The sequence below is a fragment of the Halomonas eurihalina genome (genome assembly GCF_008274785.1).
GTDB classification, from domain to species: domain Bacteria; phylum Pseudomonadota; class Gammaproteobacteria; order Pseudomonadales; family Halomonadaceae; genus Halomonas; species Halomonas eurihalina.
Genome location: NZ_VTPU01000008.1, coordinates 182,286 through 196,907 on the forward strand (window position 1 = coordinate 182,286; position 14,622 = coordinate 196,907).

General features: G+C 63.6%; 11 protein-coding genes. All 11 read right to left on the reverse strand.

What is annotated here, in order from left to right; genetic code table 11:
• Positions 1–89: 89 nt before the first annotated feature.
• The 11 genes from accA to ispC all read right to left on the reverse strand — a co-directional run bounded on the left by accA (position 90) and on the right by ispC (position 14,621).
• The gene (accA, locus tag FZZ93_RS10065; RefSeq protein ID WP_149322194.1) at positions 90–1,043 is read right to left on the reverse strand and encodes an acetyl-CoA carboxylase carboxyl transferase subunit alpha; all 954 of its coding nucleotides are present in this window, start codon (positions 1,041–1,043) and stop codon (positions 90–92) included.
• Positions 1,044–1,176: 133 nt separating this feature from the next.
• Positions 1,177–4,683 (reverse strand): DNA polymerase III subunit alpha, encoded by a 3,507-nt coding sequence (gene dnaE / locus FZZ93_RS10070; RefSeq protein WP_149322195.1) that lies wholly within the window; start codon positions 4,681–4,683, stop codon positions 1,177–1,179.
• A 124-nt stretch (positions 4,684–4,807) separates the two neighbouring features.
• Positions 4,808–5,419 carry a ribonuclease HII gene (gene rnhB, locus FZZ93_RS10075; RefSeq protein ID WP_149322196.1) on the reverse strand — a complete coding sequence of 204 codons (612 nt, stop codon included), beginning with the start codon at positions 5,417–5,419 and terminating at the stop codon, positions 4,808–4,810.
• Entirely contained in the window at positions 5,416–6,618 is a 1,203-nt protein-coding gene (lpxB, locus tag FZZ93_RS10080; RefSeq protein WP_149322197.1) for a lipid-A-disaccharide synthase, read from the reverse strand. Before lpxB ends, rnhB begins: the two co-directional genes overlap by 4 nt.
• Positions 6,619–6,631: 13 nt before the next feature.
• Positions 6,632–7,399 carry an acyl-ACP--UDP-N-acetylglucosamine O-acyltransferase gene (gene lpxA, locus FZZ93_RS10085; RefSeq protein ID WP_149322198.1) on the reverse strand — a complete coding sequence of 256 codons (768 nt, stop codon included), beginning with the start codon at positions 7,397–7,399 and terminating at the stop codon, positions 6,632–6,634.
• The gene (gene fabZ / locus FZZ93_RS10090; protein ID WP_041602655.1) at positions 7,396–7,839 is read right to left on the reverse strand and encodes a 3-hydroxyacyl-ACP dehydratase FabZ; all 444 of its coding nucleotides are present in this window, start codon (positions 7,837–7,839) and stop codon (positions 7,396–7,398) included. Before fabZ ends, lpxA begins: the two co-directional genes overlap by 4 nt.
• A gap of 105 nt (positions 7,840–7,944) precedes the next feature.
• Positions 7,945–8,982 carry a UDP-3-O-(3-hydroxymyristoyl)glucosamine N-acyltransferase gene (gene lpxD, locus FZZ93_RS10095; RefSeq protein ID WP_149322199.1) on the reverse strand — a complete coding sequence of 346 codons (1,038 nt, stop codon included), beginning with the start codon at positions 8,980–8,982 and terminating at the stop codon, positions 7,945–7,947.
• Positions 8,983–9,012: 30 nt separating this feature from the next.
• Positions 9,013–9,510 (reverse strand): OmpH/Skp family outer membrane protein, encoded by a 498-nt coding sequence (locus tag FZZ93_RS10100; protein WP_149322200.1) that lies wholly within the window; start codon positions 9,508–9,510, stop codon positions 9,013–9,015.
• Between the two features lie 30 nt (positions 9,511–9,540).
• Entirely contained in the window at positions 9,541–11,883 is a 2,343-nt protein-coding gene (bamA, locus tag FZZ93_RS10105) for an outer membrane protein assembly factor BamA (RefSeq protein ID WP_407650233.1), read from the reverse strand.
• An 88-nt stretch (positions 11,884–11,971) separates the two neighbouring features.
• Entirely contained in the window at positions 11,972–13,330 is a 1,359-nt protein-coding gene (rseP, locus tag FZZ93_RS10110; RefSeq protein WP_149322201.1) for a sigma E protease regulator RseP, read from the reverse strand.
• Positions 13,331–13,430: 100 nt separating this feature from the next.
• Positions 13,431–14,621 (reverse strand): 1-deoxy-D-xylulose-5-phosphate reductoisomerase, encoded by a 1,191-nt coding sequence (gene ispC, locus FZZ93_RS10115; RefSeq protein WP_149322202.1) that lies wholly within the window; start codon positions 14,619–14,621, stop codon positions 13,431–13,433.
• Position 14,622: the final 1 nt, after the last annotated feature.

Consider the following 14,622-nt stretch of genomic DNA (forward strand, 5'->3'; position numbering starts at 1 on the left):
CGGCGTTTACATGTGGGTAAAGGAACATTTCGATCGGGCTGGCGCACCCGCCGATTTTTAACGCCGGACGGCCGAGCGCAGAAAGGGCTTTACACCGGGGCGCCGTAGGACATCAAGCGCTCATACCGCCGCTCCAGCAGCGCATCGGTCTCCATGGCCTCGAGGCGATCCAGGCTCTCCAGCAGGGCCGTCTTGATCCGCTCGGCGGTGACCGATGGCTGGCGATGAGCGCCGCCCAGGGGCTCGGGAATCAGCGTATCGACGAAACCCAGCTCCTTGAGACGCTCGGCGGTTATCCCCATGGCCTGAGCCGCCTCGGAGGCCTTGTCGGCACTCTTCCACAGGATGGAGGCGCAACCCTCGGGCGAGATCACCGAGTAGGTGGAATACTGCAGCATGGCCAGCTCGTCGCAGACACCGATGGCCAAGGCGCCGCCGGACCCCCCCTCACCCACCACGGTGGAAATGATCGGCGTCTTGAGGCGCGACATCACACCCAGGTTATAGGCGATGGCTTCACTCTGCCCGCGCTCCTCGGCATCAATGCCGGGATAGGCGCCCGGAGTGTCGATGAAGGTCAGTACCGGCATGCGAAAGCGTTCGGCCATTTCCATCAGCCGGCATGCCTTGCGGTAGCCCTCTGGGCGCGGCATACCGAAGTTGCGGCGCACCTTCTCGTGCACGTCGCGGCCCTTCTGGTGGCCGATGATCATGACTGGCTTGTCGTCCAGACGCGCCACGCCGCCGACGATGGCGGCGTCGTCGGCGAAGCGACGATCACCGTGGAGCTCGTCGAAGTCGGTGAAGACGTGTTCCAGGTAATCCAGCGTATAGGGGCGCTGCGGATGCCGAGACACCTGAGAGACCTGCCAGGCGCTCAGGTCCTTGAAGATCGACTCGGTGAGCTTGCGACTCTTCTCTTCGAGCCGGCCGATCTCGTCACTCAGACTGACCTTGCTGTCGTTGCCGACCATGCGCAGTTCTTCGATCTTGGCCTGGAGCTCGGCGATGGGCTGTTCGAAATCTAGGTAGTTCGGATTCATGGATTAGCCTTGTCTCATCGGCCGCGGAGTGACCGGGAAAAAATCGTCGAATGCCGGGCATTATCGCACCCTGACAATCCCACGCAAGACGGGCCCCGTACACGATACACAGGCCCGCATGCCCACCGCCTGATTATCGGTACTTGAGGCGAACACCATCCTGCCCCTGCACCTCACGCAGGGCGATCAGCAACTCGTCGGTGGGCTGGACCCTCCACTGCTCGGCCAGCTCCAGCCAGCCGGCGGCCTCGGCATTGCGATAGCGCAACCGCACCGGCAGCCCATCATCCTTGCAATACGGCATAAGGCTGTCACGCAGGCTATCCACCAGACGACCGTTGACGGCGGCCCCATCGAGCGACAGCTCTACGGCCTGGCCATAGCGGGTCCGGGCGTCGACCATCAGGGTGACATCCTTGCCGCGCAGCCGCAGTCCGCCAGAATAGTCGTCGGTGGAGACCTCGCCTTCGACGATCAGCACCTGGTCGGTATCGATGCGACCACGCAGGGAGTCGAACAGCTCACCGAACAGCGACGCTTCGATGCGGCCGGTACGATCGTCCAGGGTAACGAAGGCCATGGTGTCGCCACGCTTGGACTTCATGGTGCGAACCCCCACCACCAGCCCGGCCACCCGCTGTGGCTCCCGGGATGGTTTGAGATCGACGATCCGGGTCGAGACGAAGCGCGACAACTCCTGCTCGTACTCGTCGATCGGGTGCCCGGTGAGATAGAGCCCGAGGGTGTCCTTCTCGCCGGCCAGGCGCTCCTTGTCCGTCCAGTCACGAACCCGACGGTAATCGGCGTAGGCGTCGATGTCGTCGTCTTGTGGTGTGGCAAATGCCTCACCGAACATGTCCATCATGCCGAGGTTCTGGTTGGTCTGATTCTGGGCCGCGGCCTTGAGGGCATCGTCCAGCGACGCGGCGAGCACCGCGCGGCTCGGGCCCAGGTTGTCCAGGGCGCCGGCGCGAATCAAGGCCTCCAGGGTACGCTTGTTCATGCGCTTGGGATCGACCCGCTTGCAGAAGTCGAACAGGTCGTGGAAGGCGCCGCCGTCCTCGCGGGCTTCGACGATGGCGCCGATCGGCCCTTCGCCGACGCCACGAATGGCGCCCAGGCCATAAACCACCCGCGCCTCGGCATCGACGGTGAACTTGTAGCCCCCGACATTGACGTCCGGCGGGGTCACGGTGAGCCCGAGCGACCGGCACTCCTCGATCAAGGGTACCACCTTGTCGAGGTTGTCCATCTCGGTGGACATCACCGCGGCCATGAAGGGGCCCGGATAGTGCGCCTTCAACCAGGCCGTCTGGTACGACACCAGGCCGTAGGCCGCGGAGTGCGACTTGTTGAAACCGTAGCCGGCGAATTTCTCCACCAGATCGAAGATGTTGCCCGCCAGGTCCTTGTCGATACCGTTCTCGGCGCAGCCCTCCATGAAGCCGGCGCGCTGCTTGGCCATTTCCTCGGGCTTCTTCTTGCCCATCGCGCGGCGCAGCATGTCGGCCTGGCCCAGGCTGTAACCGGCCATCACCTGGGCGATCTGCATCACCTGCTCCTGGTACAGGATGATGCCATAAGTGGGCTCGAGCACCGGTTTGAGCAGTTCGTGCTGGTAGTCCGGGTGGGGATAGGAGATCTCGGCCCGACCGTGCTTGCGGTTGATGAAGTCATCGACCATGCCCGACTGCAGCGGGCCGGGACGGAACAGCGCCACCAGGGCGATCATGTCCTCCAGCGAGTCGGGCAGCAGGCGCTTGATCAGTTCTTTCATGCCGCGGGATTCAAGCTGGAAAACCGCCGTGGTCTCGGCCTTCTTGAGCATCTCGAAGGTCGGCTTGTCGTCCAGCGGGATGGCGTCGATGTTCAGCGGCCCCTGGCCTTCCACGGCACGCACCTTGTCGACCATCTCCAGCGCCCAGTCGATGATGGTCAGGGTACGCAGGCCCAGAAAGTCGAACTTGACCAGGCCGGCGTCCTCGATGTCGTTCTTGTCGTACTGGACGCGCAACCCGCTGCCATCCTCGTCGCACAACAGCGGGGAGAAATCGGTCAGCTTGGTCGGCGCGATCACCACGCCCCCGGCGTGCTTGCCGGTGCCGCGAGTGATGCCCTCGAGCTTGAGCGCCATTTCCCAGATTTCCTGGGCTTCCTCGTCGGCCTCGAGAAATTCCTTGAGCTGGGGCTCGTCCTCGATCGCCTTGCCGAGCGTCATGCCGACCTCGAAGGGAATCAGCTTGGAGAGCTTGTCTCCCAACGAATACGGCTTGCCCTGGGCCCTGGCCACGTCGCGCACCACCGCCTTGGCAGCCATGGTGCCGAAGGTGACAATCTGCGAGACCGCATCGCGCCCATAGCGGTCGGCCACGTACTCGATCACCCGGTCGCGTTTCTCCATGCAGAAGTCGACATCGAAGTCGGGCATCGAGACGCGCTCGGGGTTGAGGAAGCGCTCGAACAGCAGGTCATACTCGAGAGGATCAAGATCGGTGATCTTCTGCGCATAGGCTACCAGCGAGCCGGCGCCAGAGCCTCGTCCGGGCCCGACCGGGACATCGTTGTCCTTGGCCCACTGGATGAAGTCCATCACGATCAGGAAATAGCCGGGGAAGCCCATCTGCAGAATGATGTTGAGCTCGAAGTCGAGTCGCTCGCGATAACGGGCGTCGATCTCGGCATATTCGGCACCGTCCCGGGGATAGCGTTCGGCCGGATAGAGGAAATCCAGACGTTCGGTGAGGCCGTCGTGGGAGATCTTGCGGAAGAATTCTTCCTGGGTCATGCCCTCGGGAATACCGTACTCGGGCAGGAAGATCTCGCCAAGGCGCACATCGACGTTGCAGCGCGCCGCGATCATCACACTATTCTCGAGCGCCTCGGGGATGTCGGAGAACAGCTCGGCCATTTCCTCGGGGGGCTTGAGATACTGTTCCTCGGTGTAATGGCGCTCGCGCCTGGCGTCATCCAGCGCCTTGCCTTCGCCGATCGCCACTCGGGTCTCGTGGGCCCAGAAGTCCTCGCGCTCAAGGAAGCGCACGTCATTGGTGGCCACCACCGGCGTCTGCGTCTCGACGGCGAGATCCACTGAGAGGTGCACGCATTCTTCTTCCAGGGCGCGGCCGGTACGCGTCAGCTCAAGGTAGTAGCGTCCGGGAAAGGCCGCATTCCACTCGTCAAGCAGTTCACGCGCCTCGGCATGGTGATCGGCAAGCAGGTGGCGGCCGATATCGCCTTCTCGGCCGCCGGACAGCGCGATCAGCCCCTCGCTCTGGGCCATCACCCAGGAACGCTCGAGCAGCGCCCGGCCCTGTCGCTGCCCCTCCAGCCAGCCGCGCGAGATCAGCTCGATGAGGTTGCGATAGCCGGTCTCGTCCATCGCCAGCAGCGTCAGGCGATACGGATGCTCCTCGTCATGAGGGTTGGCCAGCCACAGGTCGCTGCCGATGAGCGGCTTGAGACCAGCTCCCTGGGCGCCAGTGTAGTACTTGACCAGGGCGAACAGGTTGGCTTCGTCGGTCAGCGCCAACGCCGGCGTGCCCTGCTCAACCGCCGCCTTGATCAGCGGCTTGAGGCGGATCAGGCCGTCGACCAGGGAGAATTCACTGTGAACGCGCAGATGAACGAAGGGTGTGGTCATGGTGAACTCGGGGCTTGGCAGTGAATGGAGAACAAGGAAACGAAACGATAGCGCCCGCGAACTGGCAACAGGGCGTGTCACTCTCTGCAACCGTTATTCCCTGCCTTGGGATCGCACAGTCGCGTCAGAGTAACGTCAGCTGGCGTTTCACTGGGCCAAAGGAACGCCGGTGCTCGGGCAGAGGCCCCAGGCGCTCCAGGGCAGCCAAGTGTTCGCGGGTCGGGTAGCCCTTGTGACGGGCGAAGCCATAGTCGGGATGGCGGGTATCCAGGGTCTGCATGCCGGCGTCCCGGGCTACCTTGGCCAGGATCGAGGCGGCGGCAATCGCCGCGTGGCGAGCATCGCCCTTGACCACCGACTGCCCCGGCACATGATGCCCGGGCAGTCGATTACCGTCCACCAGCAGATACTCGGCGGCGGGATTCAAGGCATCGATAGCGCGCCGCATGGCCAGGTGCGTAGCGTGATAGATATTCAGCGTATCGATTTCATCGGCCGATGCCTCGGCCACCGACCAGGCCAGCGCCCGCTCGCGAATTTCGACATCGAGCGCTTCGCGTCGTTTGGCGGACAGCTTCTTGGAATCGGTGAGCCCGTCGATGGGGTCGCGCGAGTCGAGAATCACTGCCGCCGCCACCACCGGACCCACCAGAGGGCCGCGACCGACTTCGTCGACACCGGCCAGCCGCTCGCCATGATACTCGATGACCAGTGGCGGAAATGACTTGGCGTTCATGAGACGATCTCCTCGACACCATCACCTTCGGGCGATACCGAGGCCGGCAGCGCGCGCCCTTCCACCAGCGCTTCGATGGCGTCGCAGGCACGCCGACTGGCGTCCCGGCGCAGTTCGGCGTGCATGGCGGCGAAGCGTTTCTCCAGGGCCTTGCGCGTCTCGTCATCATCGAGAAACGCTGCCAGCCGAGCGGCGATGGCATCGGCGCTGGCCGCCTCCTGGATCAGTTCGGGAACCAAGCTTTCACGAGCGATCAGATTGGGCAGCGAGATCCATTCGGTCTTGACCAGGCGCTTGGCCAGGAAGTGCGTCATGGGTGCCATGCGATAGGCCACCAGCATGGCGCGATGACAGAGCATCGCCTCCAGCGCCGCGGTTCCCGAGGTCAAGAGCACCAGGTCGCTGGCCACCATGGCGTCGCGCGAGCGCCCATCGACCAGCGTCACGCGACCGCGCAGGGCCTCGCGCTCGGCCAGTAGGGCTTCCAGCTCTTCTCGACGAGCCGGCGTGGCAGCGGGAATGACGACATTCAGCTCCAGGCGCTCGGCGCACAACCGTTCGGCAGCCTCCAGGAAGGTTGCTCCCAGGAAGCGCACCTCATTGGAGCGCGACCCCGGCAGCACGGCCAGCATGGTGCCCTGAGCCGGAAGCCCCAGCGACTCGCGAGCGGCGAGCCGATCATTGGTCAGCGGCATTTCGTCGGCCAGGGGATGCCCGACATAGGCCACCGGCACCCGGTGGCGGGCATAGAAGGCGGCCTCGAAGGGCAGGAAGGTCAGCATGGCGTCCACGGCACGCGCGATGCCCTTGACCCGCCCCTGGCGCCAAGCCCAGACGGAGGGGCTGACATAATGCGCGGTGGTCAGGCCGGCGTCCCGCAGTTGCCGCTCCAGCCCCAGATTGAAGTCGGGCGCATCGATGCCGATCATGATGTCCGGCTGCCAGTCGAGGGCGTCCCGGCGGAGGGCGCGACGGACGCCCACGAGCCTGGGCAGGTGCTTGAGCACCTCGACCAGCCCCATCACGGATAGTGTCTCCAGTGGGAAGCGGCTGTCGACGCCCTCGGCAATCATGCGCGGCCCGCCGATGCCCCGGAATTCCACCTCGGGATGGCGCGCCTTGAGCTCGCGCAGTAGCCCGGCCCCGAGAATGTCGCCGGAAAGTTCGCCGGCGACCACATAGATACGTTGCATGCCCATGGCACCGCCTCGCTCAGCGAATGATGCCCCGGGACGACTCCTCGATGGAGGCCGCGAAGGTCTCGGTCTCCGGCAGGGAGTAGCGCGAGCGTATGGTACTCAGCGCCTGCTCGACGGTCAGCCCCTGGCGGTAGACCAGGCGATAGGCATCGCCCAGCGCCTTGAGCGCCTCGTTGCTGAAGCCACGGCGCCGCAACCCTATCAAATTGAGCCCATGCACCTGGGCGGGGTTGCCATTGATCATCACATAGGCCGGGGTGTCCTTGGTGATGATCGAACCGCCTCCCGCCATGGCATGCTCGCCGAAATGACAGAACTGGTGCACGGCCGACAGACCGCCGAGAATCGAGAAATCGCCCAACGTCACGTGGCCTGCCAGGGTCACCTGGTTGGCCAGGATGCAGTCGTCGCCGATCACGCAGTCATGGCCAATATGCGCATAGGCCATGAACAGGTTGCGTGAGCCGACGGTCGTCTCGGCTCGGTCCTGCATGGTGCCGCGATGCAGGGTCACGCCTTCGCGTACCACATTGTCATCGCCCATCACCAGGCGGGTCGGCTCTCCTGCATATTTCTTGTCCTGACAATCCTCGCCGACCGAGGCGAATTGAAAGATGCGCGTACGCTCACCGAGTCTTGCCGGGCCCTTGATCACAACATGGGGCCCGATGCGGGAACCGGCGCCGATCTCGACATCCGGGCCGATCACCGTGAAGGGCCCGACCTCGACGTCATCGGCCAGGCACGCTCCGGGGTCGACGATGGCGGTGGGATGAATCAAGCGACCTTCCTCTCGGCACAGATGATCTCGGCCTCGCAGGCCACGTCGCCGTCCACGGTGGCCTTGCAGGCAAACTTCCAGATACCCCGCTTCTCGCGCTCCACCAGCGCTTCCAGGCGCAGTTGGTCGCCGGGCATCACCGGGCGCTTGAAGCGGACATTGTCACTACCCACCAGATAATAGACATAACCATCGGCGGGCAGCTTGTTGACGGTCTTGAACCCAAGAATACCGCACGCCTGCGCCAATGCCTCGATCACCAGCACGCCCGGCATGATCGGATGATGGGGAAAGTGGCCGTTGAAGAACGGCTCATTGATACTGACATTCTTGTAGGCAACGATGGATTCGCCGAGGGCAATTTCCGTCACCCTGTCCACCAGCAGAAAAGGGTAGCGGTGGGGCAGATATTCACGAATTTCATTGATGTCCATTACCATCGTAGCAGCCTCTGACATGACAGATGGCCCGCCCCACGCGACGGGCATGACCGCCGGCTCCAGGCCGGCGGAGGGGCGAGGATTATACCGCCCTGCGATACGGCCTCAAGCGCCGCGCTCGGCTTTTTCCAGGCGGCTCAGGCGGCGCGCGATGTCGTCCAGTTGTTTGAAGCGCACTGCGTTACGCCGCCACTGGGCGTTGTCCATGGCACCGGTACCCGACGAGTAGATACCCGGCTCATGGATGGAGTTGGTGACCAGGCTCATGCCAGTGACCTGGACGCCATCGCAGATCGTCAGGTGACCCGACAGCCCCACGCCGCCGCCCAGCATGCAGTGGCGCCCGACCCGCGTGGAGCCGGCAATACCGACACAGCCCGCCAGGGCACTGTGTTCGCCTATCTGCACGTTGTGTGCGATCTGCACCTGGCTGTCGATCTTGACGTCATCGCCGATCAACGTGTCGCCAAGGGCCCCGCGGTCGATACTCGAACAACTGCCGACTTCGACATCATCACCCAGCACCACGCCGCCCAGTTGGGCGATCTTGTGCCATCCCTTGCCATCGTGGGCGAAGCCAAAGCCATCGCCACCGATCACACAACCGCTATGCAGGATGGCCCGAGCGCCGATGATGACCCCATGATAGAGGGTGACATTGGCATGCAAACGGGAGTCGGCTCCGATCCGGGTGTCGGCACCGACCACGCATCCCGGCCCGACAATCACCCCATCGCCGAGGACCACGCCGGATTCGATGACCGCCTGGGGACCGACGCTCACGCCCTCTCCCAGTCGAGCATCTTCGGCAACCACCGCCGAGGGATGAACGCCGGCCGACTCACGGTTGGCCAGTGGATCGAATAACCGCGACAGCTCGGCATAGCCCAGATAGGGGTTCGCCAGCGTCAGGCTGGCCACCGGACAGCTCTGTGCATGACTCGAGTGCAGCAGTACGGCGGCGGCCCGGGTATCCGCCAGATCCTTGAGGTAGGCCCGATTGGCCAGAAAAGTAATATGCTCCGGCCCGGCATCACGCAGCGTTGCCAGGCCGTTCACCCGCTGTGCACCGTTGCCCCGGAGCTCGGCTCCCAGGCGTGTGGCGATCTCGGCAAGTGTCAGGGAGTGGGCGTCTTGGTTCATGGAATTCCGGTTCTGGAAGGCTGAGCCCGGTCAATTGAGCGAGTTGAGAATCTCGGTCACCTCACCGGTCAGGTCAGGGAGGTCACCCTCGGCGTGCACCACCCCCTGTGGAGCCACCAGCACTTGGACGTCATGACGATCGATGACGCGTTGCACGGCCTGGTCGAGCTTAGGCTCGGCATCCTCCAGAAAGCGCTGTTCCGCCTCCTGGCGAGCCTGGAGAATCTCCTGGCGCAGCTGCTCAAAACGTTGCCGCTTGGCCTGGAAATCCTGTTGTTCTGCCTGGCTTGGCTGTCCGCCGTCCTGGAATCGCTGCTGCATCGACTGCAGGGTGTGTCCCAGCAACTCGGCCTCCTGCTGCTTGGCATGGGTGCTGTTGCGGAACTGGTTCATCGAACGCTGGGCGGCATTGGTCTCGAGCAATGCCTTCTGCCAATCGAGCGTGGCAACCTCGGCAGCCTGAGCCTGAAGGGGGCCGGCAAAGGCCCCCATCAACCCGAGACACAGAGCAGCGGTCAACTTGCGCATGTCATCGACTCCTTGTGCCATACCCCGGGATCAGAAGGTCTGCCCCAGCGAGAACTGGAAGAACTGGGTGTCGTCGTCGCTCTTTTCGTTGAGCGGTTCGGCGACGCTGAAGGTCAGCGGCCCCACCGGGGTCAGCCAAGAAACCCCGACGCCAGCACTGTAACGCAGCTCACCCAGATCGACACCAGAGTCGCAATGGGAACTGTCGCTATCCATAACCGGGTAGCACTCGGTGAGGAAGGTGTTACCGGCATCGATGAAGACCGAGGGTTGTACCGAACGCTTGTCATCGACGAAGGGCATGGGGAAGATGAGTTCGGCACTGCCCTCGACCAGCACGTTGCCGCCGAGCGTCTTGTCGTCGCCATGGTTACGCGGCGTGGTAGCCGTACCCAGGGTATTGGTGGTGAAACCACGCACCGACCCGAGACCACCGGCCAGATAGTTCTCGTAGAACGGATAGGGATCATTGCCCCCCAGGGTATCGGCGTAGCCGACCTCGCCACGGAACTTGAGCGACCAGGTCTCTTCCTCGTTCATCGGGAAGAAGTGACGAGCCTGGGCACGCGCCTTGTAGTACTCGGCGTCGCTGCCCGGCGCCGTCGTTTCCAGCGACAGCCGCTGATAGTTGCCCGCGGTAGGCATGATGCCCCGGTTGAGATCGTTGCGTGTCCAACTGGCGGTGAGCTTCAACGCCTGGGCATGATCGCCCTGGTCATCGACATACCGCTGGATCTCGGAAGGCGTGTCCCGATAGGTATTGACCGTGAGATCCTCGACGGTGGCGCCGAAGTTCAAGCGGGTCAGCTCGTTGATCGGGTAGCCGAAGTTGATGCCGGCCCCCATGGCATCCGTCGAGTAGGTCGAGATGTCGGAATCTTCGTAATCGGTCTTGCGATAGTACAGGTTATAGCCACGCGAGATGCCGTCGAGCGTCCAGTAGGGATCGGTGAACCCCAAGTTGACATTGGTGTAGGTATCACTCTTCTGGGCACCGATGTTCACGCGGTTGCCGGTACCCAGGAAATTGTTCTGCGACAGCGAGGCGCCGTAGATCACCCCGGCGCTCTGGGAGAAACCAAGACTCGCGGAAATCGAGCCGGACGGTTGCTCCTCGACCTTGTAGGTAACATCGAGCTGATCATTGGCATTCGGCACCGGCTCGGTCTGCACCTCGACCTGCTTGAAGAAACCCAGACGCTCCAGACGCTGCCGGGATTGGCTGATCGACTCGGTGGAGGCCGGCGCCCCCTCCATCTGGATCATTTCCCGGCGCAGCACCTCGTCCTGAGTCGTGGTATTGCCGACGAACTCGATACGACGCACATAGGCGCGGCGTCCCGGCTCCACCTGGAAGGTCAGGTCCACCGTCTCGCCGTCGTTGCGAACCTCGGGAATACCGTCGACATTGGCGAAGGCAAACCCCTCGGCACCCAGTCGCGAGCGAAGCGCCTCGGAAGAGGCGATGACATTACTGCGCGAGAAGACCTCGCCGTTATGCACCTGAAGCAGTTCGCGCGCCTCGTCTTCGGGGATACGCAAGTCGCCGGCGAAGCGGATGTCACCCAGGTGATAGCGTTCGCCTTCATTAACGTTGATGGTAATGAAAATCCGCGACTTGTCCGGCGCCACGGACACCTGGGTCGAGTCAATGTCGAAGTTGACATAACCGCGATCCATGTAGAAGGAGCGCAGGCGCTCCAGATCGCCGGACAAGGCCTCGCGGGAGTAGGAGTCATTGGTGAACCAGCCGAAGAACCAGCCAGGCCGGTCCTCGAGCTCGAAGACATCGCGCAGCGTCTCATCGTCGAAGGCTTCATTGCCGACGATGTTGATCTCGCGGATCTTGGTGACATCGCCTTCATCGATGTCGATATTGACCTGCACCTGACCCGCGCCAACCTGCTCGACCTCGGCATCGATGGTCGCGTTGTAGCGCCCCTGGGACTGATAGAGTCCGGCCAGTTCACGCTGGATTTCCTCGAGCGTGGAAAGCTGCAGGACCTGGCCTTCGACCAGCCCGGCCTGGCTCAATCCATTGCGCAGATCCTCATCCTGAATCTGCTGATTGCCCTCGATGCTGAGGCGGGAAATGGTCGGCCGCTCCTCCACCTGGATGATCAGCACATCGCCTTCGCGTGCCAGGTGAATATCATCGAAGAGCCCGGTCGCGAACAGATCGCGCGCCGCCGCCGCCAATTCACGGTCATCGACCCGCTCCCGTGCACTGACAGGAAAGGCATTGAACACCGAGGCGGCCGAGACCCGCTGCAGGCCTTCCACACGGATGTCGGAAACTTCGAAGGATTCAGCCTGTGCCGTATTGGCACCGGCAAGCAGCAGCGCCGCCATTCCGATGGTCTTGATCTTCATGCAGTCATTCGCTCGCGTTGATCTGCCTACCTGTCCAGACAGGCACCTTATACATTTGTACGGGCAACTGACAAGCCGCAGTACGGTTTTACCAGAGCCGCATCAGGTCGAAATACAGCGCCATCAACATCAGGGTCCCGACCAGCGCCAGCCCGATTCTCAAGCCGACGGCCTGGGCACGCTCGGATACCGGCCGGCCACGCACCACCTCAACGATGTAATAGAGCAGATGCCCACCATCGAGCACCGGGATGGGCAGCAGGTTGAGCACGCCAAGGCTGATCGACAGATAGGCCAGGAAACTGACAAAACTCTCCAATCCCGAACGCGCCGAGTCGCCGGCGATACGTGCGATGGTAATGGGACCGGATAGATTGGAGGGAGAGATGAGTCCCACCAGCATCTTGCGAATAGCGTCGAAGGTCAACAGCGTCATGTCGCCGGTACGATTCGCCGCCTGCCCCAATGCCGCCAGAGGAGCGTAGCGAATCTCGCGGCGATATTCTTCCGGCCAGGCCACCGGCGCCACACCGGCGCCGATATAGCCAACACTCGAGCCATCCTCGCGATCCCGGGCGCGCGGCGTCAGCGGCAGGGTCAACGTCTCACCGTCGCGCTCTACCTCGACGTCAACGCGCTCACCGGGACGAACCTGTACCTCCTCGACGAAGTGCGACCAATCCTTCACCGGCTGGCCCGCCACCGCCAGGATCCGGTCGCCGCTCTCGAGCCCTGCCGCGGCGGCCGGCTCGCCTTCGGCAACACGATCGATCACTGCCGGCACCTCGGGACGCCAAGGCGTGACGCCCAGAGTTGCCAGCGGGCGAGGCGGATCCTGGCGCACCAGCCAATCTTGCACGGGCAGACGATGTTCGCGAGCGACGCTGTCGCCCTCATCGCGCGCGGCGACGCTCAATTCACCGCTGGCCCCGATGGCGGAGACCAGCTCGAGATTGACCTCCTCCCAGGAACGCACCGCCTCGCCCTCGACCGCCGTGATCTCCTGGCCGGCGGCAAGGCCACCCTCGGCGGCCGGCGAACCCGGTGTCACGTCTCCGATCACCGGCACTACGGTCGTGGTGCCGACGACGAACAGCGCCCAGTAAGCCACCAGTGCCAGCAGGAAATTGGCCAGCGGCCCAGCGGCCACAATGGCGATACGCTGCCAGACATTCTTGTGGTTGAACGCGCGATGCCGCTCCTCGGGAGGCACCGGCCCCTCTCGTTCGTCGAGCATCTTGACATAGCCGCCCAGGGGAATCGCCGCGATGGCGAACTCGGTACCGTGGCGGTCACGACGCGACCACAGCGGCTTGCCGAAGCCCACCGAGAAACGCAGGACCTTGACGCCACAACGGCGCGCGACCCAGAAGTGGCCAAATTCATGGAAAGTGATCAGCAGGCCGAGCACCACAATCACGGCCAGCACGTTCTGGATCAGGCCCACGGCAGTCTCCTGTTAACCTGGCAGTCCAGGCACTCGTTACCTACCACGACCGCCCCACCATCGAGGCACGTCGGATCAATTGTCGCATGACCAGGCAACGTCATCGGCTCTCGAGCCTTGTCCACGCCTCGCGCCGCGCCCGCTCATCGGCTTCGAGGATCCCGCCGAGTTCATCGGCCGACTCCACCGGGCAGGCATCACGCACTCGGCCCACCAACTCACCGATCCCGGCAAACCCCAGCCGCCCTTCGAGAAAGGCCTCGACGGCCACCTCGTTGGCAGCATTGAGCACCGCAGGCGCCGTTCCGCCAGCAGTCATGGCCTCGCGCGCCAGACGCAGACAGGGAAAGGCCGACTCATCGGGTGACTCGAAATCAAGGCGCGCCACCTCGAACAGATCCAGCGCCTGCACGCCTGACTCGATGCGCTCCGGCCAAGCCAGCCCATAAGCGATCGGCGTGCGCATGTCGGGATTGCCCAACTGGGCGATCACCGAACCGTCGTTATAGGCGGCCATGGAGTGAATCACGCTCTGCGGGTGCACCACCACCTGAATCTGATCGGGGTGGGCATCGAACAACCAGCAGGCCTCGATCAACTCGAGCCCCTTGTTCATCAGGGTGGCGCTGTCGACCGAAATCTTGCGGCCCATCGACCAGTTGGGATGGGCGCAGGCCTGTTCCGGCGTCACCTTCGCCAGCCGCGAGGCATCCCAGCCCCGGAAAGGGCCACCGGATGCCGTCAGCAGCAACTGCGTGACGCCATGTCGTGCCAATCCGCCGCGATGCTCGGTGGGTAGACACTGATAAATGGCATTGTGTTCGGAATCGATGGGCAACAGGGTGGCGCCGGAACGCGTCACCTCCTCCATGAACAGCCCCCCGGACATCACCAGGGCTTCCTTGTTGGCCAGCAGGACGCGCTTGCCAGCCCGCACCGCCGCCAGGGTCGGCAACAGGCCGGCGGCACCGACGATGGCAGCCATCACCACATCGACCTCGCGCGCCGCGCTGACCTCGACCAACGCCTCGACGCCGGCCCGGACCTCGGTGTCCACTCCCGCGTCGGCGAGTTGCTCGCGCAACCAGTCAGCGTCCGCCTCGCGATCCAGTACGGCCAACCTCGGCCGATGCGTCTTGCACTGCGCCAGCAGGCGATCCCGGGAGCGGTTCGCCGACAGGGCATGAACGCGATAGCGGGCCGGGTGACGCGCGATGACATCGAGCGTACTGGTGCCGATAGAACCGGTAGCCCCCAGCACGGTCACGTCAAGCGGCGCAGCGAAGGACATG